The organism is Amycolatopsis anabasis (genome assembly GCF_009765355.1).
In the GTDB taxonomy this organism is placed as follows: Bacteria; Actinomycetota; Actinomycetes; order Mycobacteriales; family Pseudonocardiaceae; genus Amycolatopsis; species Amycolatopsis anabasis.
Genome location: NZ_VTHK01000030.1, coordinates 13274 through 36372, shown reverse-complemented (window position 1 = coordinate 36372; position 23099 = coordinate 13274). Strand labels below are relative to the sequence as shown.

At 65.6% G+C, this 23099-nt stretch carries 18 protein-coding genes and 1 tRNA gene; 7 read left to right on the top strand and 12 right to left on the bottom strand.

The features are described 5' to 3' along the window. Window positions 1–221 precede the first annotated feature (221 nt). The 7 genes from drmB to FXO23_RS52735 form a co-directional block, all read right to left on the bottom strand. On the bottom strand, window positions 222–2030 hold the full coding sequence (gene drmB, locus FXO23_RS32135) for a DUF1998 domain-containing protein (RefSeq protein WP_158889255.1): 1809 nt from the start codon (window positions 2028–2030) through the stop codon (window positions 222–224). Next, window positions 2011–5187 carry a helicase-related protein gene (locus FXO23_RS32130; RefSeq protein ID WP_158889254.1) on the bottom strand — a complete coding sequence of 1059 codons (3177 nt, stop codon included), beginning with the start codon at window positions 5185–5187 and terminating at the stop codon, window positions 2011–2013. Before FXO23_RS32130 ends, drmB begins: the two co-directional genes overlap by 20 nt. Continuing rightward, the gene (locus FXO23_RS32125) at window positions 5184–6704 is read right to left on the bottom strand and encodes a nuclease-related domain-containing DEAD/DEAH box helicase (protein WP_158889253.1); all 1521 of its coding nucleotides are present in this window, start codon (window positions 6702–6704) and stop codon (window positions 5184–5186) included. Before FXO23_RS32125 ends, FXO23_RS32130 begins: the two co-directional genes overlap by 4 nt. Then, entirely contained in the window at window positions 6701–11410 is a 4710-nt protein-coding gene (locus FXO23_RS32120) for a sacsin N-terminal ATP-binding-like domain-containing protein (protein ID WP_158889252.1), read from the bottom strand. Before FXO23_RS32120 ends, FXO23_RS32125 begins: the two co-directional genes overlap by 4 nt. 1107 nt (window positions 11411–12517) lie before the next feature. Continuing rightward, window positions 12518–12892: a very short patch repair endonuclease gene (locus tag FXO23_RS32115; RefSeq protein WP_179956939.1), complete on the bottom strand. Its 375-nt coding sequence runs from the start codon at window positions 12890–12892 to the stop codon at window positions 12518–12520. A 348-nt stretch (window positions 12893–13240) separates the two neighbouring features. Beyond that, on the bottom strand, window positions 13241–13522 hold the full coding sequence (locus FXO23_RS32110) for a hypothetical protein (protein ID WP_246258156.1): 282 nt from the start codon (window positions 13520–13522) through the stop codon (window positions 13241–13243). 72 nt (window positions 13523–13594) lie between these two features. After that, window positions 13595–13804 carry a hypothetical protein gene (locus tag FXO23_RS52735; RefSeq protein ID WP_425484929.1) on the bottom strand — a complete coding sequence of 70 codons (210 nt, stop codon included), beginning with the start codon at window positions 13802–13804 and terminating at the stop codon, window positions 13595–13597. Window positions 13805–13965: 161 nt separating this feature from the next. Here FXO23_RS52735 and FXO23_RS32100 point away from each other — a divergent pair, with 161 nt between their 5' ends. From FXO23_RS32100 to FXO23_RS32085, 4 genes are all read left to right on the top strand, one after another. Then, window positions 13966–14301: a hypothetical protein gene (locus FXO23_RS32100; protein WP_246258155.1), complete on the top strand. Its 336-nt coding sequence runs from the start codon at window positions 13966–13968 to the stop codon at window positions 14299–14301. An 11-nt stretch (window positions 14302–14312) separates the two neighbouring features. Beyond that, the gene (locus tag FXO23_RS32095; protein WP_158889250.1) at window positions 14313–15464 is read left to right on the top strand and encodes a hypothetical protein; all 1152 of its coding nucleotides are present in this window, start codon (window positions 14313–14315) and stop codon (window positions 15462–15464) included. 197 nt (window positions 15465–15661) lie between these two features. Beyond that, window positions 15662–16552: an IS982 family transposase gene (locus FXO23_RS32090; RefSeq protein ID WP_158889249.1), complete on the top strand. Its 891-nt coding sequence runs from the start codon at window positions 15662–15664 to the stop codon at window positions 16550–16552. 125 nt (window positions 16553–16677) lie between these two features. Beyond that, the gene (locus FXO23_RS32085; protein ID WP_158889248.1) at window positions 16678–16968 is read left to right on the top strand and encodes a hypothetical protein; all 291 of its coding nucleotides are present in this window, start codon (window positions 16678–16680) and stop codon (window positions 16966–16968) included. Between the two features lie 138 nt (window positions 16969–17106). Here the strand turns inward: FXO23_RS32085 and FXO23_RS32080 are convergent. The 5 genes from FXO23_RS32080 to FXO23_RS32060 all read right to left on the bottom strand — a co-directional run bounded on the left by FXO23_RS32080 (window position 17107) and on the right by FXO23_RS32060 (window position 21098). Further along, a tRNA-Ala gene (locus tag FXO23_RS32080) sits at window positions 17107–17179 on the bottom strand. 58 nt (window positions 17180–17237) lie between these two features. Continuing rightward, on the bottom strand, window positions 17238–18113 hold the full coding sequence (gene sepX, locus FXO23_RS32075; protein WP_158889247.1) for a divisome protein SepX/GlpR: 876 nt from the start codon (window positions 18111–18113) through the stop codon (window positions 17238–17240). A gap of 138 nt (window positions 18114–18251) precedes the next feature. Continuing rightward, entirely contained in the window at window positions 18252–18923 is a 672-nt protein-coding gene (locus FXO23_RS32070; protein ID WP_158889246.1) for a GNAT family N-acetyltransferase, read from the bottom strand. 7 nt (window positions 18924–18930) lie between these two features. Continuing rightward, a complete protein-coding gene (glp, locus tag FXO23_RS32065) occupies window positions 18931–20196 on the bottom strand; it encodes a molybdotransferase-like divisome protein Glp (RefSeq protein ID WP_158889245.1) in 1266 nt (421 codons plus the stop codon). Window positions 20197–20201: 5 nt separating this feature from the next. Further along, a complete protein-coding gene (locus FXO23_RS32060; protein WP_158889244.1) occupies window positions 20202–21098 on the bottom strand; it encodes a UTP--glucose-1-phosphate uridylyltransferase in 897 nt (298 codons plus the stop codon). Window positions 21099–21122: 24 nt separating this feature from the next. Between FXO23_RS32060 and FXO23_RS32055 the strand changes: the two genes are divergently transcribed. The 3 genes from FXO23_RS32055 (at window position 21123) to FXO23_RS32045 (ending at window position 23061) form a co-directional block, all read left to right on the top strand. Beyond that, window positions 21123–21722 carry a 5-formyltetrahydrofolate cyclo-ligase gene (locus tag FXO23_RS32055; RefSeq protein WP_158889243.1) on the top strand — a complete coding sequence of 200 codons (600 nt, stop codon included), beginning with the start codon at window positions 21123–21125 and terminating at the stop codon, window positions 21720–21722. A gap of 144 nt (window positions 21723–21866) precedes the next feature. Beyond that, a complete protein-coding gene (locus FXO23_RS32050; protein WP_158889242.1) occupies window positions 21867–22220 on the top strand; it encodes an FmdB family zinc ribbon protein in 354 nt (117 codons plus the stop codon). A 142-nt stretch (window positions 22221–22362) separates the two neighbouring features. Then, window positions 22363–23061, top strand: coding sequence for an SAF domain-containing protein (locus tag FXO23_RS32045; protein ID WP_158889241.1), 699 nt, complete (start codon window positions 22363–22365; stop codon window positions 23059–23061). Window positions 23062–23099: the final 38 nt, after the last annotated feature.

The window sequence follows — 23099 nt, the reverse complement described above, 5'->3', positions numbered from 1 at the left end:
CCATGTCCCCCGGATTGCGGGAGAACCGGTCCATCCAGTACACCAGCGGCACGTCGATCAACCTCGCGCACGCGGCGGCAAGTGCCACTGCAACCTGTCGAGTCCGACGGATAGCGCGTACTTGGTGGGGCGCGCCGCAGTAGAGCAGCAGGCTCCAAAGGGGCGTAGGAGACAACCCCGACCATCTCTTCGGACACTGTTCGTGGAATCCCTACTCGAGGTCACCTACCGGCCGTGCGCCGCACCTCGTCGAGGACGTGATCGAACAGGCCGGGCACGGCTCCTCCGCCCAGGACCAACTGGCGATCCAGGAGGCGATTGCCGGTCTCGCACGAGGTCTCGCTGACGAGCGCACAGCCGTGACAGGCGGACAGATTGAGGTGCGAAGAGCCTTGGCGGTCACTCTCGATGCACACCGGGTCGTTCGAGCAAACGTCCGCATCGCCCAGGGCGGCCAGCAGCAGCGGCATGAGCGTGTCGGGATGGCCGAGCCGCACGAGCCCCCCGAGCGTCCCCTGCGCATCCCCGGCCGCTGTGTAGATCAGGATGCCCGCGGTGCGGTCAGGCCGGTCGGAATGTGCGTAGATGCGCTCCTGGAGCGACGCCGACGAGTAACCACTTGCGAAGGCCAGTCGACGGATGAGGAGGTGAGCGATGGTGTGCAGTGCGACGAAGCGCGGTTCCGGTACGGCCAGGCGCTGAGCCCAAGGACTGGAGTTCCGGCGACCCATGAGAATCTCCGCACGAGCGCGGACTTCCGGCACACTCTCCCAATCGGACAGCTGATCCTCGTCGAAACGGATGAAGATGCCCTCTCCGAACATTTCGATGGCCGGGTAGATCGGCTTTCGCTTGCTGTCGGGACCGAGGTCGGCCTTGACGAACTCGGCTTCGGCGTCGTGCCGCCGGAAACCGCGGAGTGCCCGAACCTCGCGGACGCGGCGCACTTGGCCGACACTTGTCAGTTTGCTTGTCAGCGCCGGAGGCCAGCCGGATTCGGTGGACACCGGCCAACCGTCGACGACGAAGTCGCCGACGCCATGGTCTCGGCCGCACTCGAGCTTCTTGCAGAAGGCCGCCCACTCCCCGTCTTTCAAGTCGAGAAGTGGAGATTCCTCGGCGGCCTCTCCGTCCGCAGCGAGGGTGAGCACGTCCGATGCCGTTGCGCCGACTTCATCCGCGATCCATCCGGCTACCATTTCGGCCTGGGGGCCACCGTTGTCGGCGACCACCTTCTCGAAGTACACGTGGCTACGGATTTTTTCGGCTGTCTCGGCGGACTGAGGGGTTTCCTCGGGGATGTCGAGCGCGGACAGCTGATCAGCGATGTAATTGCCAGTGGCGCCTCGCTGAACGGCCGTGAGCCGATACTCGCACACGGTTTCACTCGTCGGCTCCTGCCAAGGCTGGCAGCCCGCACAACGGATACCGTCTCGTTGGAGCGATTCCGCGCCCACGAGCTCGGAAAGCGGGCGGGTTCGCTTGCAACCCGCGCAGTGGACGCTGAGCGATGCGAGGCCCTCGCCGCGTTGAGAAGATCGGATGAACTTCAATTCCTTGTAGGCACGACAGAAGCGCACAGATTCGGTGACTTCCGCGCCGTGGCCTCGATGTGCCCACTTGAACCAAGGTACGTCTTGAATATGGCTTCCTCTCTCACAAACGGCGACGTACCGCATCGGAACAAGCTTTCCACCGCACTCGCACCGGTTGGTCCAGCGGCCCTTGTTCTTGCCGCTGATCTGCGAGAGTCTCGTGCACCGCTCGCAGAACCGCCAGGCGGGAAAACGCCAGTAGAGCAGGTGCGGGGTTTCCCTGGCCGCGCGCCCGGCGTGTGCGGGCGGCTGTCGGAGGGCACCGGGACTGAGGCGAGCGAGAAGCCGATCACAGCTGATCTCGGGAGCGTACTTGCGATCCCACCAGGAGGTGTCGGCCGCAATCAGAGATTCGCCCAGCACGTCGACGATCGCGCCCACTCCGAAGGGCGTGATCGTCTCCGAGATGCGGAGATCATGCACGATTCGTTCCACCTTTGCCCCCTTCCATCGGCTCGCGTACCTGGACGGCGACGTTCGGCTCGACCGACCTCATCGAATCGGCGACGAGCCATCCCTCTCGATTGTGGCCGAATCGTTTGAGCAGCGCTTCGTCGTCTTGCTTCCGACGGTCGTACACCAAGGTTTCTCCGGCCTCACGCGCGCTCTCCGCGCGACGGTCCCACTCGCGCAGAAGCTGCCACACCTGATCCTCGGTCTCCTCCGCCTCGACACGGTCGGAGCAGTTCACCAGGTGCAGGAAGCGCGCCACCAGTTTTTCGATTGCCCCCGACATGCGATCGTCCTCGAGGTCCAAGCGCGACGCAGCGTCGTTCGCGGCGAGAGCCGGTAACGAGTGACGCAGCAATGCCACCAGCGCGCCGGCCAGGGAGCGTATTCGGGACGACAACGACCACGGAGTCACACTAGTCGGCTCGACATTGCGGTAGAGGGCTTCATGGTATGACCGGAAGCTCTCGAAGTGCGAGCGGTCACGCGCCCGGTTCGACCGGAACAGAGTGGTCACAATCCCGTTGTTTCGACCACGGCCCACCCTGCTGGTTGCCTGGATGTACTCGGCGGTCGTCTTGGGCTGGCCCACCATCAACATCAGCGCCAAGCGAGGGATGTCGATGCCGACCGACAGCATGTTCGAGGAAAGCACGACATCGATCGCCTCCGGCGAATCGTCGACGCCTCGCCCCAGCTCGCGGAGGTCGTTGGGCAGTTCGTCTGGTCCTCGGCGACTGGTGAGTTCCAGGAGCCGCTCGGCGCGCACCCGGCGCAGCGGCAATCCCAACCGTTCCGATCGCGGTTCGAGACGCCCGTTGACGTCGTCGACCACCAACGTTCCCGTGCGGCCGAGCTCGCGAAGGCTGTTGTGGTACATCACCAGCGTCCAGTACGAATCTCTCGTGGTGTGCGTGGTCGCATCCTCGACGAGCACCTCCGGTATCTCGACCAGAGGCGCCGTCGCGGCGACGACCGCGGACACTTGCGATATCGACTGCGGCATCAAACCCACGTAGAGGCGACCTTCGCCACTTTCCACCGGACGGGAGAAGAAGGTCCGGTCGCCGCGCAGCCCCGCCGGCGGGTACAGCGCGACCGAACGCCCGTACAGACCTCGGACCTGTTCATCCGAGGCACGGATCGTGGCGGTCGACGCGACTATCTTGGGAGCCGGACCGTCGTGGCTCAGGAGAACCTGGATGACGGCGTCGAAGACAGCTACCGTCGTGCCGAGCGGACCCGACAGCAGGTGCAGCTCGTCTTGGATGACCAGGGACGGTTGCCGGAACGGAGTACCGAGCCCGAGCAGCTTGCCCGCGTCCGGGAGGAACTGCAGACGCGCGAACTTGTCGACGGTCGCCAGGAGGATCGTCGGCGGTTCTTCGTAAAGGACGTCGTCGATCACGGCGACCGGGAGCTCGCGTTGGAACTCGCAGTTCGCTCGGGTGCAGTGGATGACCACGTCGTGGCCGACGTCGCGGAATCCGTAGCGGTCCGGAGCGGTGGGACCGGACCGCGGCAGGAGCGCGGCACCGCACCATGGACAGCTCTCGATCTGGAACTGGTTCGCTTCCTCGGGACGGGCGGCTTTGTGGAGGCGCTCGAGCGCCGCCTGCGCGTCCCGCCGCGTGCGAGGAGTGACTTCGTTTCCGACCCACAGGCCGATGGAGAACGGAGCCATTCCCTTCGCACGCGGATCTTGGTTCCGGAGTAACTCCATCGCACAGATGAGCGAAGCCGCCCGCTGAAACTGCTGCGAGGTCAAGAGTCGGAGTGTATACCGCGTGATCACGGCCGTTCCCGCACCCGAAATGCCATGGACTATGCGGCGCCGGAAGATCTCCACGGCGGCGAGGCCCAGGTAGGCCTCGGTTTTGCCGCCGCCCGTCGGGAACCAGATCAGGTCGACAAGTTCTCGATCGTTGTGAGTTTCATCCACCGTCGACGCCAGAGCCACCAACAGAAAGCCGAGCTGGAACGGACGCCACCGGGGTTCCTCGACAGCGGCCGGATCGGCGCCGTTCCTGATCGAGATCTGACGGATCTGAAGCCGCATTGCGGTCATGCCGAGTGCGAAGGCGGTCCTCAACGAGTCCTGACCGGGTGCGCGAAGGAGGTCGACACCAGCCTCCATCCGGCGCAAAGCGGCCTGCGCCCGGTCGGTGATGGATCGTGCGATCGGCGCGTCGGCTCCGAAGCCGTCGACACAGTCGGTCTGTTCGGAGACCCAGCGGGCATAGGCGTCGACGAAGGCGTCCAGTGTCGACGTCACTCGTTCCGTTTCCGAGTCGATCCGCGACAGGTTGTCGAGCAGGAGTGCCTCGGATTCGATGGAACCGGGTGCGAGGCCGGTCGTTTCGACAGCGGGTACCACGAAGGACGGCACCGGATCGAGGAAGACCCGTGTGCAGATGCCGTCGGTGAGGTCCCAGTCCGCCGCCATGCCGTGGCCGACCGCGTAGACCTTCTTGTCCCGGTATCGGAGTCGCAGCTCCGCGGATTCGGGATCGGAGTCGAACACATTGGTCCGGTCGTACTCCAGGATCCGGCCATCGAGTGCGGGGGCCACACTGAGAGCCACTTGAAAGAGCGTCAGGCCGATGTCACGTCGGTCGTCGTCGGTGGACTTGGCCGACACGCGAGCGTGCACCGTCACGAGGTGCGCGTCGCCGTAGGCGCGCCATCGCGATCCGATCTCGATCGGTACCTCGCCTGCGGTGAGGACGTGCAGGGGACGGCCCTGTGTGAGTACGAGGCTCTCGAATCGGAACGGAGCACGTTGCCAACGTGGGGGGCCATCGTCTTTGACCGGCTGGTAGGTTCCCCCGGAGAAGTCACACGAGACGCTCGGCTTGTCGGTGACGAACGATATCGCGACCGACGACGGACGCCAGTCCTCGGCGAGCGGGACGTTCGCGCCGGCCTCCTCCACCTCGCCTGCGGCCACTTCCGCTTCGATCTGCGGATCGCCCTCGGGGACGTCCGGGTCCGGAGGCAACGACGCTGCGGGGAACAGCATCCCCACGGCGTACTGACGATCGGGCAGGTTGAGGAGGACCTCCCGGTCACCACGATCGGGTCCGGCGTATGCCGTCCGGAGGTGGTGCAGCGCGACCTCCTGCGCCTTGGTGAGAGTCAATTCTTCTCCAACTGCTGTCTGACCAAATATTGGATGCGTCGCTTGTCTTCGCGGGAGAAGACCATGTCCAAGGAGACTCGTGCGCGGGTGACGGCGACGTAAAAGGCCGCGGTCCCCGCTTCGTCGAAGGATTCCGGAAGCTCACAGACGATCACGTGCTCCGCTTCAAGACCCTTGGCGTATTTGGGGCTCGTGACGACGAAACCTCGCTTGGTGTTTTCGGGCGGTGCACTCGAGTCCGTGCGGATGATCCAGATGTCGTCGGCACGAACTCCGTCGGCCACCAACTCTTCAGCCACCGATTCGGCCCCGGCCAGACTGGAATCGCCCTCGGTCGTCCGCCATCGGACCTTCTCTCCGTGGACGATGCCGGGGTCTCCCACGTCTGCGCCGAGGTACTCCTGGACTGTATGGACGATCGCCCGCGTGTTCCGGACGTTGAGACTCAGGTCGACCGGAAAGGCCTCCGCGGTGACGATTTCCAGGACATCCTCGTCGAATTGCCCATCCACGTGCGCCTGGTTGTTCTGGTCGAGGAACATTCGCCAGCGGCCGGCGCTCCGGCCGCCGACGATCGTCCCGTCGATGCGGTCCATACCGTCCGCTGTCATCAGGTCCTGTGCTTCATCGACGAACACGACATCGTAAGTCTTGGTGGGTACCAGTCGGTCGAACGGGAGGAGATCGATGTCGCGACCGATCACGTGTGGTGCAAAAAATCCCTCCAAGGCGGGGGAACGGAAAGTGATGAGAACGGATTTGCCTTGATCGGCCTCCTGCTTGGCCGCCTCCACGAGGACGAGTGATTTGCCTGTGCCCGCACCACCGAAGACCAGCACCCGAGGGTTACGTGCCAGCGATGCGAGAACCCTGGCCTGGCCCGCTGTGGCGCGGTTCTGCTCCTCGATCACCGCACCACGCTGTGCATCGATCACCGGCATGCGGGTGAAGTGACCGAACAGACGCGTCCGCAGGTCGTCGATTCTCGCGAGCTTCCGGTTCGCGGGAGGCTTCTGGGTATTCTCCGCGATCTTGTCGAAAGCCCGGGTCAACTCCGCGATGCTCATGTCGTTTCGCGCCAGCCAGTGGGTCGGCTGCCACTCGACCGAGCGCGGAGGAGAGTCGATGTCCGGAGTGATCACGACGGCCTCCTGCGCGAACCATCCGACTCCTTCCTCACGGAGGATGTTCCGCAGGGCGTACATCGCCGACTGTGCTTGCTCCATGGGTGAAGTGGCCAACTTGTGCCAGTCGCCCCGTCGGTCGATGCTGTACCAGTTGCCCTCATGTTTCCTGATGCCCCCGCCTTTGGCCTCGACGACGATCACGAGTTTCTTCCACAGCACGACGAAATCGGCTTCGGCCTGTTGCTTGTAGGTGTGGGACCGCAATTTCACCGAGTGGAAGGCGACTGCGTCGGGGTCACCGTCGATCTCCCGAAGCAATCGGGCGATCCTGCGCTCCGCCTCACTGGTCGCGTTCTTCTCGATGTCGGTCAGGTCAGGTACGAGAATCACGCGTGCTGCTCCTGCCAGAGGTCTTCGTATTCGCGGTAGCCGAGCCACTCGTTGAAGGCTCCGAAATTGTCCGCCATGTCCACGATCAAGCACTCTTCCTTTCCGCCGTTGACAGGGCCGCGGAGCCCGCGCCCGGCCATCTGGATGTAGGCGTTTGGGCTGAAAGTCGGGCGAGCGATGTAGAGAGCGCGAACACCGGGGGCGTCGAATCCTTGTGCCAGCAGGTCGCAGTTCGCAAGAACGCGGATCTCGTTGTTCTTGAAGCTCTCGATGATGTTGCGCCGCTCCTGTCTGCTTGTTTGCCCGCTCACAGCCGCTGCCGCGATATTGTGGCATCGCAGCGTCGCGGCGAGCACCTGGGCGGACAGGACGTTCGGGGTGAAGACCAGCACCGGCCAGGTTTTATCCAACTCCATGATGTGGTTGACGAGGATCGACATGCGGGCTTGATCGGCACCGACGCGGTCCATGACACGCGCCGGTAGCCTGCGCTGTTGCTCGGCTTCGGCAATCTCGTCCGGTTTGAGGATTACTTCGACGCCGGGGAGCACTTCATGCTGAACCCGCGCGAGTACTCTGAGTTCGACGAGTGAACGGTATGCATCGGTCGTGTCGAAGACGTTGAGCTTGCGCTTGCCGAACCTGCTGGCGAGCGCGGCGGTCGCTGTTTCGGACGTGCCTTTGAAGGGAGTCGCGGAGAGCCCGACAAGCGGACGTTCCCACCCTCGGCCCGCCACCCCGAGCCAATTCAGGATCCGCGTGTATCGCTCGGAGCCCCCTGCCCGGTGTCCTTCGTCGACAATGACCGCGGCCGCGTCGCTCAACCACGCGTACTCGGTATGGCCGAGGATGACATCGAGCTTGGCGTCCGTCGCCACGACGACCGAAAACTCGGTGTCCGGCTCGTGCACGGTGTTGTTTTCCCACAAACGACCCACCGTGAGCGGCCGATCGTCTCCCAGACCGCGCCAGACGGTGCTCCAGGTTTGCACAGCTTGTTCGCACAGTTCCTGCGACTGGGCGATCCAAAGGACCGGGCCACGAAGATCTCCATCGATGAAGAGCCTGAGTACGGTTTCGGCGGCCACACGTGTCTTGCCTGCGCCGGTGGGCAACTCGACCATCGCCTTGCGATGACGACCATCCGCCTCGCGGAGCGTGAGTACGTCCTTGAGCTGCCGACTGATTCTCTTTTGGAAATCGTGGAGGGGACTGAGCTTCACGGCACCGGGGACGACGAACTCGTCCTCTTGGTGCTGGGTGCGACGGCCGGCGTACTTGCTTCCGAAGCCCATCTTCCGCAGCCATGAGATGGTTGCCGCACCACCCGCCCATGATTTCGGAACATCGGCGAAACCGTCGTTCTGGAACTGGTCGGCGAGCTGTTTGATCGAGTCGGATCCGTACACCGTGAGGAAGAGATCGGCAACCGACGTCGAGTCGTCGACCAAGTTTTGCGCCTCGAGCGCTTGCCAGAGCCCCTTCGGCAATGCGTCGCGCAAGTCGTCCGGACCGAAGTAGACTTCGAGTCGCTCGGCATCGGTGGTCGCGGCTTTGGCTTCCTGCCGAAGCTTCTCGTGGTGGAGGTCCAGGCCCGCCCGCAAAACACTGTCGAGGTCGACGTTCGTGAGGCGCAGGTCGAAAGCTTCGTTGACGACCCCGAGCAGGCGACGCTCGTCGACATCGCTGCGTACCACCAGGGTCTGCCCGTCGAGGTGCCATTCGAGCGTCTGGTCCTCGACGCCGTCCTCGGTGGTCACCCGCTTGGCCACTCGGAGCGCCCGCGCGACCATCGCACTCATCACTTTGTCGACAACGTGCATGGCGCGAAGTCCGGGGAAGAGATCGACAATACGATCGCCGTCCTGTTCTCCTTCGATCACCATGGAGAAGGCGAAGCTGTCTTCGAATCGGCGGCAACCCATCGAGGTCCCGAGTTCGGCCACCCGATCGTCCGTGACCCGCAGATACGGGCGCTGACGGGAGGAGAGAAACTCCTCCTGCTCGTCAGTGGTGGCGAGGTAGACCGAGGACGGAGAACGTGCCTCGACCGCGCGTCTCACCCGGGCGGGGATGGTCGCAGGCCGCCCCTCGGGATAGGCGATGCGGCAGGCACTGGTGATGAATTCGACGAGCACGGTGTTGTCGAGGGCCGATGGGAACAGCTTCGCCTCGAGTGCGCTCCTGAGCACGGCAGCCGGTACGGCGTCCAGTTCGTCAGGAAGATCCAACGCATCGGCGACCTGGCGAGGTCCACGGAACAGCGGCAGGAGGTTTCTGTACTTGAGCATCGACGGGGCGACGACCTCGCCGGGTGGGCGGACCCCTTGGTCGGTGTCCAGCAAGCCGGCACGGTCCACTGCCCAACGAACGGGTGACTGCACTCGGTGGGAAATGCCCGTGTCCAGGTCTTCGCACGTCCATTCGGAGTCTCGGGCTTGGAGCAGTTCGGCGGTCCAGTGCACGCGTGTCCGGTCGGATGCTCCAGCATCGCGCAGGAGGAACAGCATGGAGAACGGGCCCGGACCTTCGCTCGGGTAGAGTTCGACGCGCTCGATCGGGCGCTCACCGGGCCCCTGCTGTGAGTTGAGGGTGGTCAAGACCCACTCGAGGTATCTTTCGCGCAGGGGCTCGTCCTCCGTGGAGTACTTGCTCACAGGGCGGTGCACGACTCCGAGCTGGTGCGCCACCTTGGGCATGCAGCGGTCGCGGTCCAAAGTCTTGGCTGCCAGCTCGGCGCCCAAAGCTACGTTGAGGTCGAAGACCTGCCTCGGCCACGCCCAGGCACCGTCCCGCGTCGGAACCTTGACCGTGGCCGGGTGGGCGGACAAGGCCTCCACCGCATCCGATTCCCCGACTCCCATAACCGCATCCCAGAGCTTGGAGAGCTGCTCTTCGTCGGGTGTCGTCGAGAGATTCGCCAAGCGGGCGTTGAGAATCGCGAGCGGATCCAGGTCGCGGAACCCGAACTCCCGGAGGATCTTGTCCACTCCTGGATGTGCCAGCAGACCGGGATCGACGAAGATCGCATGCTCGATTTCTATGTCCTCTTCCTGGTGCAGGAAGACGATTTTCCTGTCCTTCAGTGCCCGCATACCGCCGGTCGTCGGGACCACCTTGGCCTGTTCGACATTGGGCAGATTCCGGTGTACCAGGACAAATTTGAGCGCGCCGACGGCGGATGCGATGTCGTCACCTTCCGCCCATTCCCGAAGCCAGCTGAGAAGCCCCCGCTTGGGAAGTGAATCCAGCGTACGTTTGTCGTCCCTGCTGCTGTCGAGGAGGTCACCGGACGCCGAGGCCACGAACAGCTGGCGGAGACGCGTCGTTCGTTGTGGCGATGTGTAGCAACGCCAGTTCGGGACGTCGTCGGCAGTGTTCGGCGAACTGGTCCACGCGAGGTGGTCGCTTGCATCGATGTTTGCGATGCCGAAGTCCAGGGGACGTAGCCTCGTGGAGCGGGTCAGCGTTCCCGTCGCGTCGGGAATGAGGTCGAGACCTGCCGACAACTTCGGCACGTGTGTGCAGAGCAACTCATCACCGAAGGAGAGCGGCTCCCTACCTCGAGCGGGCATGTAGTCGAGATGCGAGGCGGGATCGTCGCTCGTGCTCACCCGTGGCAGCAGGTCGACGAACATACCGGCGAGGGTTCTCAGGATCTCCCGGTTGTAGTCGTTCTTGAGCAACGTCGTCCGGTCGTCGTTCACGCTCCAAGGGGCGTTGAACAGGGCCGACGCCGAAGTCTGGTCCTGGAGCGGGAAGTAAGACCAGAATTGTCCGATCCGCAGCCTCGCCTGGCGTTTCGGAATCGCGACGGTGACCTTGACCTTCGCACGTGACACGGCCTCACCGACTTGCTTGCGAGCCTCGGTCGAGGGCTCGTGCATGTGGTTTTCGACGATCCACTCGTCTCCGCTGCCGTCGGGACGTTCGATCTTGAGTACCCCGTTGCCGAAATTGCGGGACACGTGGGTGGTCTCGAACGGGTTGTTGCCGAGCACCCTCAGTCTGATCTGTCGGACGTCGCCGACGAAGAGGAGGAACTCCGACGGGAATTGTTCTATCTCCCGGCGGAGCCGCGCGAGACCTGCTGCCCGGGGAAGCTTGACGACTGTGGTCGCCCACTCAGTGAGGCTTGCCAGAATCGGGTCATCGGCGAACGCGGCCAAGGGATCGACGATGGTCGGAGTGCGGAGGACCGGACAGCGCTTCGTCGTCGGGTCTATCGCTGCGACTACGGCGCGGGCCTTGGGCGAGTTGAACTCGAAGGAGACCGAGCGGCTGAAGACCTGGGGAGCATCCGAAACCGCGAGCACGGACTTGAAGCCGAGCCCGAAGCGGCCGATCTCGTCACCGCGCTTATCGCTCAAATGAGCGTGCGTGATGGTAATCAGGCCGCTTCTCGAGAACGGCCGACCCACGTTGGCACAGTAGAGCGTCCGGTTCTCCGTGTCGAGGACGATCTCGACACGACCCGCGGAGTTCGGTTCACCTTCCACTCCGGACATGGCGTCGGCGCCGTTCTGGACGAGTTCGAGCAACGTTCGGTCCGAGTACCCGCCCACTCGGATCGATTCCTCGTGATTCGCGTGCTCCGAGACGAGGTTCGTGTTTGTCTCGTACACTCTGACTGCCTTGTCGAACTGCTCTTCGACGTATTGGATCAGGCGGGCGTCCGGCGTCCAGGACTGCGGGTTCATCACCATTGGCACACGCTCCTCGTGGCCGACCTCGGCTTACTGTTGTGGGCTGTGGTCACCCGATCTGTCCGGCCTCGTAGCCGCTGCTGTCCACGAACTTGTGGCCAGACGTTCGATCGTTGGCGGGCGACGTCGTTGTCCGCTCCTCCGGACCTGATCCAATTGTGCAACACGGACTCCATGGCCAGTATTCGTATGTAGGTACGTGGGTTTTCCCTATCACGGACAGCACGTGCTGTCCGTGCTTCTCGGGTGAAATGGGCTGCTGGGTGAAACCTGTCGGGCACCTCGGCTCCGGCAATCGGTGACGGTAAGCTTCGACACGTTTGCCACCCTGGAGATCGTCGAGTTCGCCTTCGCAGCCTGTTCTGGATGCCTGTCGAGGCGATCGAAGATCTGTAGCCGCGAACTGCCGGTCTGATTTGTCGATCACCGACCCTCCATTGCGTGTCCGGTCGTGTCGACTGGACAATCCACGCCGACGCAGTCCACGGTAGACTTGCTGGCGCCCTCATCAAGGCATCGAGAGAGCACCCCCTGATCGGACGACCATCCCCCGAAAAGGCGAACGCACCCCGTGATCGGTCACGTCGTGCGGACAGCTGACTTTGTTACTCCGTGTGATCATGAACGCGCCGCGCTGGTGTGAGCATCGAGTGAAGGATCCGGCCTGCTTGTCTGGTCGGTCGGGGCCGGTTCTCGTCGGACCTGCCTCATGAACTTCCATCCGTGATCGACGGACAGCCACTCTCGCCTTTGCCTACGCAGCTCTAGATGTGGACTTCTTCGCCGGTTCGAGCAATCTTGAGATGTCACCGCACATTGGCTCGGGGTGTCAGTGGCCGGGATCGAGTGGGACGAAGATACCTGCGTCACTCGCACGAAAGCCAGTCTTCACAGCAAGCCGGACCTTCTCACCCGACTACCCTGGTCTGGCGGGGCATCGCCCAGCAGATCGGGAATGCGAACCCGCCGCAGCTGGCTGCCAATGTCCTTGCTGCGGCGCTGGGCAAGGAGCTCGACGTGTCGGTCCTGGACCGGTCCATCAAGCGAAGCGGGAAGTGCACCTGCAACAGGTTCGACGGACTGTTCGACACCGACAAGGCCTGCGTCTCAGCGGCGGTCCCTGACCGCCGTGATGACCCGAGCCGCGGCGACCTCCACGGTCTCGTGCTCCCAGATCCGGAGGGCGAGCCAGCCGGCTTCGTGGAGCCTGGCGTCCGTATCGGCGTCCCGCTTGCGGTTGGTCTCGATCTTGACCCGCCAAAATTCCGCGTTGTTCTTAGGCCACGTGGCGTGCTCCGGGCACCCGTGCCAAAAGCAGCCGTCCACGAAGACTGCGACGCGGGCAGGGCCGAACACCAGATCCGCCTCGCGTCGTACGCCTTTGACCGGCCGGCGATGCACTCGGTAACGAAGGCCGGCGCTGTGCAGGGCCTTACGCAGCGCCAACTCGATCCCGGTGTCCCGGGACTTCTGCCTGCTCATTCGGACACGCACCGCGGACGCGGTCTCCAGACGCTCCACCCCCTCATTGTGGCAAATTTGCCGGGTCCATGATGAACCCGCACGGACAAGTGACTCAGCTATCCACGATGTGGCTGTCGATCACCGGGGGCTGCCCCAGGCTGGGTGCCCGCACTTCGCGTTCCGGGGCCCACCCGACCTGATCAGCCTTGAACATCCGAACATCAATCTTCCGCATTCGCCGCTGGCTCGGGTTGAGCCAACCTTCCCGCCGATTCGGTTCTGATCATGGCCACGAGCAGCCGAGAGTGTGCGGCCCGATGCGGAGACTCATGCGCAGCGTGCCCGCGGATATCAGGTCAGCCACGTTCAAGCCAGGGCCACCATGCTGGCGAAGATCAGCCGTCGGCGGGCTGGGTGCAATTGCGTCGATGAGCTGGGGATCGAGAGACCAACAGCAGGTGAGACGAGTAGAGCGCCCCAAAAGGGCGCGTCAAGACGGAGCGCGAGGTTGAGGACATTGCCGAAGCCGAACAGGAAGGTCAGCCCTGGGGAGGCCGATGATAATGGCGACAACCTGAACGACAACAGCCCCGGTCGACGGTCGACCGGCCCGGGAGTTGTTTCGATCGCGTTGGTGAAGCAGATCATTCGCCGTATTTCGATGTCGCGATTGAGGGAAGAGTGCGAATTCTCCCCATGCGTTGCGCCACAGTCAGATTCTCACACCGGACTTCTTGTCCCATTTCTCGTCGAGTTCATCCAGGGCAAGTGATACGGCGTCGGAATTGGGTAAGCTGTAGACATGTTTGATGCACCGCTCACCGCGTTCCAATTCTGACGGAACACGAGACAGAAAACTTTCCGAAGCAATTGGACAACGCAGGGTTGGGCAATGGCTTTCGGCCAGAAATTGGTCATGACCTCAGGCATGCCTTTGAGGCCGTCGCAGACCAGAAAGAACACGTCACGGACGCCGCGGTTCTTCGAGGAATCAGTGCGCTGATCCAGAACTTGTCACCCTCACCCCTCCGCCCATCCACAACCCAGCACGGCTACCCTGACGCCTTGTGGCGAGACGTGGTCTGAAGTCTGTGGCGCCGTTGATCGGTCGGTGGCGGATCGTGGCGATGAGTACCTGGGACCGCGACGCGATCGACCTGGTCGAGCCGGGTTTCATCGAATTCGCCAGGGGCGGGACCGGCCAGTTCGGTTTTATCGCCGTCCATGGTGCGCTGGACTGCCGCCCAGCCGAGCGGGACGGCCGGGTCGGTGTCGAGTTCACCTGGGACGGTGACACCGAAGGCGACCAGGTCAGCGGACGAGGCTGGGCGACTCTTGTCGATGACGTGACGGTCGAGGGTCATCTGTTCTTCCACCAGGGAGACGACTCGAGTTTCCGGGCGAAGCCTTTTACCTCTACCGATTGACTGGACGGATAGTGAGCACGTATCAGTACTACGAATTCCTGGCGGTCGACCGGCCGCTGGACGACGCCGAGCAGGCTGAGATCCGGTCGCTGTCCACCCGGGCGAGGATCACCGCCACCAGTTTCGTGAACGAGTACAACTGGAGCGATTTCCGCGGTAATCCCAACCGGTTGATGGAGCGCTATTACGACGCGCACCTGTATGTGGCCAACTGGGGCACGCACCGGGTGATGCTCCGCCTGCCGTGTGCTCTGCTCGATCCCGCTGTCGTCGAGGATTACTGCGTCGGCGACCAGGTGAGTGCCCGGGTCGCGGGCGAGTTCGTCGTGCTCGACCTCAACAGCGAGGACGACCACGACGAGTTCGAATTCGACTACGTCGCCGAGGCGTCGCTGTCGGCGATCGTCGGAGTCCGCGCCGAACTCGCCGCCGGTGACCTCCGGCCGCTCTACCTCGCCTGGCTGGCCACCTTCGGCGCTTGCGAGTGGGACGACTTCCACTTCGACGCCGACGACGAACTCGAGCCGCCTGTGCCGCCCGGACTGGGCACGCTCACCGCGGCACAGCGGGGGCTGGCCGACTTCCTCCGCCTCGATGAGGACCTGCTCGCGGTCGCGGCGCAGACTTCCCCGCCACTTGAGGAGATCATTGACGTTGACCTCGCCAACTGGGTCACTACCCTGCCGGTTGCCGAGAAGGACCGCCTCCTGGCGCGGGTCGTCCAAGGTGAAGCCGCGCGGGTGCGGATGGAACTGCTGCGCCGTTTCCGCGACACCGCCCCGACCGTCGACGTCCCGCCCCGCCGGACCGTGGCCGACCTGCTCGACGACGCGGCACGCCGACGAGCCGACCGACAGCGCCGACTGGCGGCCCAGCGCGCCGAAGAGGAGGCGCGCCAGGAACATGCGCGCGCCTTGGCCCGCGAACGGCGACTCGACGAACTGGCCGGCGAGGAGGACGCCGCTTGGGCGCGCGTCGAGGCGATGATCGCCACCCGGAAACCGGCCGAGTACGACGCCGCCGTCAAGTTGCTCACTGATCTCCAAGCGCTCGCCGAACGCGAGGACCGCTACGACACGTTCACGTTGCGCACCATCGCACTGCGGCAAACGCATGCGCGCAAGCCCACCCTCATCGAACGCTTCGACCGGGCACGCATCTGAGTGTCAGGTCTACGGTGGGTTCCGCGGACGACGATCTCCAGTCAGCGAAGATCGCGGAGGAACTCACGGGCTCCGCGCCGCTGACTCATCAGAAACTTCATCCGGTCGTCCGGCTAGCCCTAGATGACTGATTCCGTGAAGATCACGTGAAGGGAGCCGCTGTGCGGGCTCGGGAGGAGGGTGTCCAAGATCCAACCGTGACGAAAGAACTGAACACCCTCCTGACCGCACTGTACGTGCTGATCGATGACCACGTGGTGCCGCCTCGGATCGGCCGTGGGCGGCGACCGGAGCTGACCGACAGTGAGCTGATCACGATGGCCGTTGCACAGGTGCTGCACCGCTACGGCAGTGAGCGGCGCTGGATCCGGCACATCCACGCCGATGACGGGTGGCGCGCGATGTTCCCCGCGATGCTGACCCAGTCCGGCTATCACAAGCGACTGAAAACTGCGCAACCTTTGCTGTGCAAGGCAATCCTCACGCTGGCCGCGTGCTGCCCGTCCTGGTTCGACGACCTGTGGATCACCGACGCCACCGCTGTGCCCTGCGGTATGTCGCGGGAAACGGTGAAGCGCTCGGACCTGGCCGGGCACGCCAGCTACGGCTACTGTGCGTCGCACTCCCGCTGGTACTGGGGACTCAAGCTCTACCTCGTGTGCACCGGAGACGGGATGCCGGTCATGTGGTGCCTGGCCAACCCGAAACTCGGCGAACGCGAGGTGCTGGCCGCCCTGCTCGACCACCACCATCACCTCATCCGCGAAGGTCAAATCCTGTTGGCGGACAAAGGTTTCGCCGGTAAGGAGTTCAAGCAGCTGACCGGGGCGATGGGTATACGGCTGCTACGCCCCGACCGTAAGGACGAGACCTACCGCAACGGCAACCTCGGCGGCGTGCGCCAGCGGATCGAATCAGTCAACCAGACCCTCAAAGGTCAACTCGACCTCGAAGCGCACGGCGGACGCACCCCGGCGGGCGTGTTCACCCGAGTCGCCCAGCACCTGCTGGCCATGGCCGCGGGCATCTGGCACAACTGGACAACCAGCCTGACCAGCAAGCGATCACTGATCGCGTTCGACCACTAACACCAACTTCACGGAATCAACCATCTAGGCGATCGCGGCACACTGTGATCATGCGAAGCTGCAACCGCTCACATAGAGTCAACCCAACTGTTCGCCGGCGCGCTCAACGGGCTCCTGAATGCGCCGTGACGCAAGCTCAGCGAGCCGAACCCCATACCGATCGCCAGCTCGGTCTGCGCTTCCAATGGCTGGGCATCCTTGGCAACCTAATGGCGTTCTGCCTGGCGGTTCTCGTACTCGCCATAAACACCGATGGACTGATCGGAATCATCGCGCCCGTCGCGATCGGCATCGCACTTCTGACCGTGATGGCGATGTTCCTGATCAATTTGAGGCGAGCCGAACGACTGGCTGAACGCGTCCACGACCTGTCACGGCACCACCGTGGCCGCCGACGCGGTCTGCTTCTAGTTTGAAGCAGACACACTCCGCGAGCACTTACTCGAACTTCTCCCGGTCCAAGGCGACCGCTGCCGGGGGGCGGGGTTGAACCCCAATGTGATCGCGGAAACAAGAAAGGCTCGCGCTCTCCGCGAGCACGAGCCTGCCATCTGTGGAGCTGAGGGGAATCGAACCCCTGACCTTCTCGATGCGAACGAGACGCGCTACCAACTGCGCTACAGCCCCTCGTGGTGAAGCTCGATCAGCATAACAGCCGCCCGCCGAGCCCCAGGGAGGGGGGTGATTACTCCCCGGAGGCTCGCCGGAAGGGTTGCTGTCCCGGCTCGTCCAGTTCGTGGAACGCGGGGTCCTCGTCTTCGGGGTCGACGACCACGGCGCGTTGCCGGATCCGCGAACTGGGGGACGGCCGGCGTTCGGCGACGGGTTCGTGGCGGGGCTCGTCGACGACCTCGACGTCGTGCTCCGGTTCGGGCTGGACCCGGGCCCGGCGGACCGCCGGACGTGCGGGACGAGTGTTGTTGAGCCGGGCGAGGCGCCGTTGCCGGATCTCGTTCTCGATGCGCACCTGGCGGCGCAGGTAGCCGAGGTAGGCGACCAGTGCGACATCCACCAGACCGTGGCCCCACCACAGCATCGGCCACAGGAAACCGGCCAGCACCGCGGTCACCACGACGGCGATGATCATCCCCAGCACCACCCGCTGCCGGTGGGCGTATTTGGCGCGTGCGGCGATCTCGGCGGCTTCCGGGTCGAATCCGCCGCGCCCGGGGCGGTACGGGCGGCTCGGGGCGGGCTCCTCGTCATAAACCGAATGGGCGGCTGCCGGGCGCACGGGCTCGTCGGGCTCTTCGTCGTCGTAGTCCTCGAGCTGCCCGGCGCCGTCGACGTGCTCAAGCTCCTCCAGGTACTGGAGGTCCTCGTCGATCTCGTCGGCCTCCGCGGAGTCGACGACTTCGTCGTCCTTGCCTGCGGGCTTTGCGGTTTCGGACATCGCGAACTCCTCTCCCCCCTCGTGGCTCGCGCTTCCACTCCGGACAACGCGGGCGGCCATCGCGGAGTCGGCGGTCCGGGCGATCTCCTGGCGCTTGCGCGCGATCATCGGGACGAGGACGACCAGCCACGCTGCCGCCAGCGCGACGATGATCAACGAACTGGGCATCTCCCGTCACCTCCCCCGATCCACTGCTGTTAGTCACGCTAGCCACAGGAGTCACAGATCGGGCGGAGCCACGCCGCCCGGGATCTTGAAAAATAGGTCACTGGATTAGGTGAAAGTCCCGCGATGTGGTAACGCGGACTAAACACGCTCGGCGCGCCCCGCGCCGACCAGCCTGGTGACCAGGCCATCGCCGATTTCCTCGGCGGTGATCGCGAAGCAGAGATGGTCCCGCCAGTCCCCCGCGACATCGAGATAGCGCTCGAAAACACCCTCTTGGCGGAAACCCGATTTGGTCAGCACGCGGATGCTGGCCGCGTTCTCCGGCCGCACGGTCGCCTCGATGCGGTGCAGGCCGGCGCGGGTGAGCACGTGGTCCACGACGAGCGCCACGGCCGCGGTGGCCACCCCGCCGCCGATCGCGGTCGACGACACCCAGTACCCGACCCACGCCGAGCGCAGTGCGGCCCTGATCACGTTCCCGATGGTGATCTGACCTGCGTACGCGCCGTCCACGGTGATGGTGAACGGCAGGCACTGCCCCCTCCTGGCCAGCGAGCGCAGCGCCGCCCACTGCGGCGGCCACGACCACAGCGCGTTCCGCTCCAGCCAGGCGCCCGGCGCGGTCGGCTCCCAGCGCTCCAGGTGCGTCTTGTCGCGCAGCCGGATCCGGCTCCACTCGCCCCCGTCCCGCAGGCGGATCGGCCGAACGGCGACGACCCCGGCGGGCACGCGCAGCGGGCCGAGCTTGGCCGGCCAGCCCGGATGGCGGCTCTCCACCGTGTACGGCATACCCGGCGCGGGCTGCGACATCGGCGCCCTACCCGCGCTGGGCCAGGAAGGTCACCTTGACCTCTTCGCCCGCGGCCACCTCGGTGAGGTCCTCGTCCACGTTGATCAGGCAGTTCGCCTCCGCCAGCGACGCCAGCAGATGCGCCCCGGAGGTGCCGAGCGGCTGCACCAGGTACTCCCCGTTGCCCTCGTCCCGCAGCAGCTGACCGCGCAGGAACCCCTTCCTGCCCTTGGTGGACGTGATGGGCGAGAGCAGCCGCGCGCCGACCACCCGGCGATGCGGGTTCCGGGTCCCGCGGGCCGCCCGGATCAGCGGGCGGATCAGCACCTCGAACACGACCAGCGCGCTCATCGGGTTGCCCGGGATCAGGAAGGTCGGCACCGAATCCGGCCCGAGCCGCCCGAAACCCTGCACGGACCCGGGGTGCATGGCGACCCGGGTCATGTCGATGCGGCCGAGATCGGACAGCGCGGCATGCACCTCGTCGCCCGCGGTGCCGCCCGCGCCACCGGCGACGACCACCACCTCGGACATCAGCAACCGGCCCTCGACGACCTCGCGCAGTCGTTTCGGATCGCTGGAGACGATGCCGACCCGGCTGACCTCGGCTCCGGCGTCCCGCGCGGCGGCGGCGAGGGCGTAGGAGTTCACGTCGTAGACCTGACCGATGGACGGCGTGCGGTCGATGTCCACCAGCTCGTCGCCGACGGACACGATCGACACCCGCGGCCGCGGGTACACCAGCACCTTCGCCCGGCCGACCGCGGCGAGCAGGCCGACCTGCGCCGAACCGATGGTGTCGCCCTGGCGCACCGCCACATCGCCGATCTGCACGTCCTCACCGGTCCGCCGGACGTATCCGGCGGAGGGGACCGAGCGGTGCACGGTCACGTTGGCGTGGTGACCGTCGGTGTAGGCGGTCGGCACCACCGCGTCGGCCAGTGTCGGCAGCGGCGCGCCGGTCGCCACCCGGACCGCCTGGCCCGGCTGCAGCCGGCGAGGCTGCCGCGATCCCGCCGGGATCTCCCCGACCACGGGCAGCTGGACGACCTCTTCGCCGACCACGCGCACGTCCACGCTGCGCACCGCGTAACCGTCCACCGCGGCCTGGTCGAAACCGGGCAGCGCGTGTTCCGCGACGACCTCCTCGGCGCAGAGCAGGCCCTGCGCCTCCGAGATCGCCACCCGCACCGGCCGCGGGCGGACCGCGGCGTCCAGGGCGAGGGCGATCTGAGCGTCGACGGAGCGGAACTCCTGCTCGGTTTCGACGAGCTCCGGGGTGGGTTCGGTCATCAGCGTCAGTTCCCGATTCGGTCGGCCAGCCAGGTGCGCAGGGACGGCCCGTATTCGGGGTCGTCCAGCGCGAAGTCGACCGCGGCGCGCAGGAAGCCGCCCGGGTTGCCGAGGTCGTGCCGGCCGCCGCGGTGCACCACGATGTGTACCGGGTGTCCCTCCTTGATCAGCAACGCCACGGCGTCGGTGAGCTGGAGTTCACCGCCCGAACCGGGGGTGATCCTGCCCAGCGCGTCGAAAATCGCCCGATCGAGCAGGTACCTCCCGGCGGCGGCGAAGGTGGACGGCGCGTCCTCGGGCGCCGGCTTCTCCACCATGCCGTGCACCTGCTTCACATCGGGATCGTCGGTTTCCGAGACGTCGAACACACCGTAGGGAGAGATCTCGGCCTTCGGGATGTCGAACGCGCACAGCACGCTGCCGCCGTGCCGCGCCCGCACCGCGGACATCCGCTCCAGCACTCCGGCTGGCAGCACGAGATCATCGGGCAACAGCACGGCGACGGCCTCGTCCTCGTCGGTCAGGTTGGGCTCGGCCTGCGCGACCGCGTGGCCGAGGCCGAGCGCCTCCTTTTGGATGGCGACCTCGACATCGAGCAGTGCGGGAGCCCGGCGCACCTTGTCCAGCAGCTTGGACTTCCCCTTGCGCTCCAGCGCTTCTTCCAGCTCAGGGGCGTCCTGGAAGTAGTTGACCACGGATTCCTTGCCCGGCGAGGTGACGATCACCAGCCGGTTCGCTCCGGCCTGGGCCGCTTCGCTCGCCACGATCTCGATGCCCGGTGTGTCCACGACCGGCAGCAGTTCTTTGGGCACGGCTTTGGTGGTCGGCAGGAAGCGGGTGCCGAGCCCGGCGGCCGGCACGATGGCGGTTCGGAACGTCTGATTTTCTGCGGCGCCCGTCATGGGCGCAAAGCCTAACGTGGAGGCGTGCAGGTCGGTGGCAATGAGCAGAGTAGTAAGGCGGAGTGGCGCAAACGTTTGGCAGGCCAGCGCGCCGCCGTGTCGGTCCAGCAGCGTGTCGCCGAGGCGCACGCGCTGACCGGCGCGATCGCCGGAATGTCCCTGCCGGAGACGGTGTGCGGTTACGTGCCGTTCGGCACCGAGCCGGGGGCGCTGAGCCTGCTCGACGCGCTGCGGGAGGCGGGCGTGCGGGTGCTGCTGCCGGTGGTCCCGCCGACCCCGGCCGCCCTCGACTGGGCCGAGTACACCGGGACGTCCTCCCTGGCGGCGGGCCGATTCCGGGGTGTCCTCGAACCGGCCGGGCCACGGCTGGGCCCGTCGGCGATCGGCGAGGCCGGGCTGGTGCTGCTGCCCGCGCTCGCGGTCGACCACGCGGGAGTCCGGCTGGGCCGCGGCGCCGGGTACTACGACCGCTCCCTGGGACACGCCACGCCCGCGGCCCGGCTGGTGGCGGTCGTCCGCGACGACGAACTGGTCGAACGGCTGCCCTGCGAACCCCACGACGTCCGGATGACCGCGGCGTTGACCCCGGGAAAGGGCCTGGTGGCGCTGCCCCGCGCGACCTGATCCTGCACGGAATGGTGCGGAACAGCGACCGTGAGCAAGCTCGTATGTGATCCTCGGAAACCTCGTTTGACCTGCGCGGGAATGCTTAGGTATGGTCCAGTGTTAGCACTCGTGTGGATAGAGTGCCAACACGAAGGAGCACCTGTGCCCACCTACCAGTACGCCTGTAAGGAGTGCGACCACCGTTTCGAGGCGGTGCAGTCGTTCTCCGACGCCAGCCTGACCGAGTGCCCCGAGTGCTCCGGCCCGCTGCGCAAGCTGTTCGGCTCGGTCGGCGTGATCTTCAAGGGCAGCGGGTTCTACCGCAACGATTCTCGCTCCGACTCCTCGAAGTCGTCGAGCAAGTCGTCGGCCGGTGCGTCCGACAAGAGCGAGTCGAGCAGCAAGAGTTCGTCGTCCGATTCGAGCAAGTCGGACTCGAGCTCGTCCAGCTCGAGCACGTCGAGCAGCGATTCCTCGTCGTCGAGCGCCCCGAAGACCGCGGCCGCCGCGCCCTGATCCGGCGGTTTATCCACACCCACCCGGTTATCCACAGCCGCGCGAATCTTTCCTTCCGCGCACCCCGCACCCCGCCTAGCGTCGACCACAGCGAGCGACGGAATCCCGTCCTCGATCCGGAACGAACGCAGGGGGATCGATCATGGGCACGAACACACCGCGCCAACCGGATGGCGCCCGTCCGGCGCGGCCTTGGTGGGAGCGTCTCCGGCCGCGGGTGCGCGGCCGACCGCTCTCGTTGTTCCGCAAGGGATTGGCCGTGGTACTGCTGCTGGCCGCCGCAATCCTCGCCTTCCTGCCCGCCGCGGGCGGCGATTCCGGCACCGCGACGGTGGTGTCCGCCCGCGACCTTCCACCCGGCAGCACGCTGGGCGACACGGACGTCCGCACCGTGTCGATGCCGGGCCCGTTGCGGCCGCAGGGCGCGTTCACGAGTCCCGACGCGGTGCGCGGTCACCTGCTCGCCGGCGCGGCCCGGGCCGGGGAGCCCATCACCGACCTGCGCCTGGTCCGCTCGCCGCCGGCCCTCCCCGGCACGGGTGAATCGGGTAGCGCGACGGTTCCGGTGCGCCTCGCCGACGCCGATGTCGCGGAGTTGCTGCATCCGGGCACGCGGGTCGACGTGGTGGCGCTCGATGCCGGGGAGCAGGGGCGCAAGGTCCTGGCCAGCGGGGCAACGGTGATCACGGTCGTCGCGGAGGCTTCCGGCCGGGCCGGGGAACGCCGCGCCACGGGGACGGAAGCCAAGGGGCCGTTGGTACTCGTGGCGGTGCCCGCGGACCACGCCACGCAGGTCGCCGCCGCCTCGCTGGGGCGTCCGGTAACCGTTACCCTCCGGTAGCTGTTTCCCGTGTCCCTTGGTGGAGCGGGCAGGAGAGA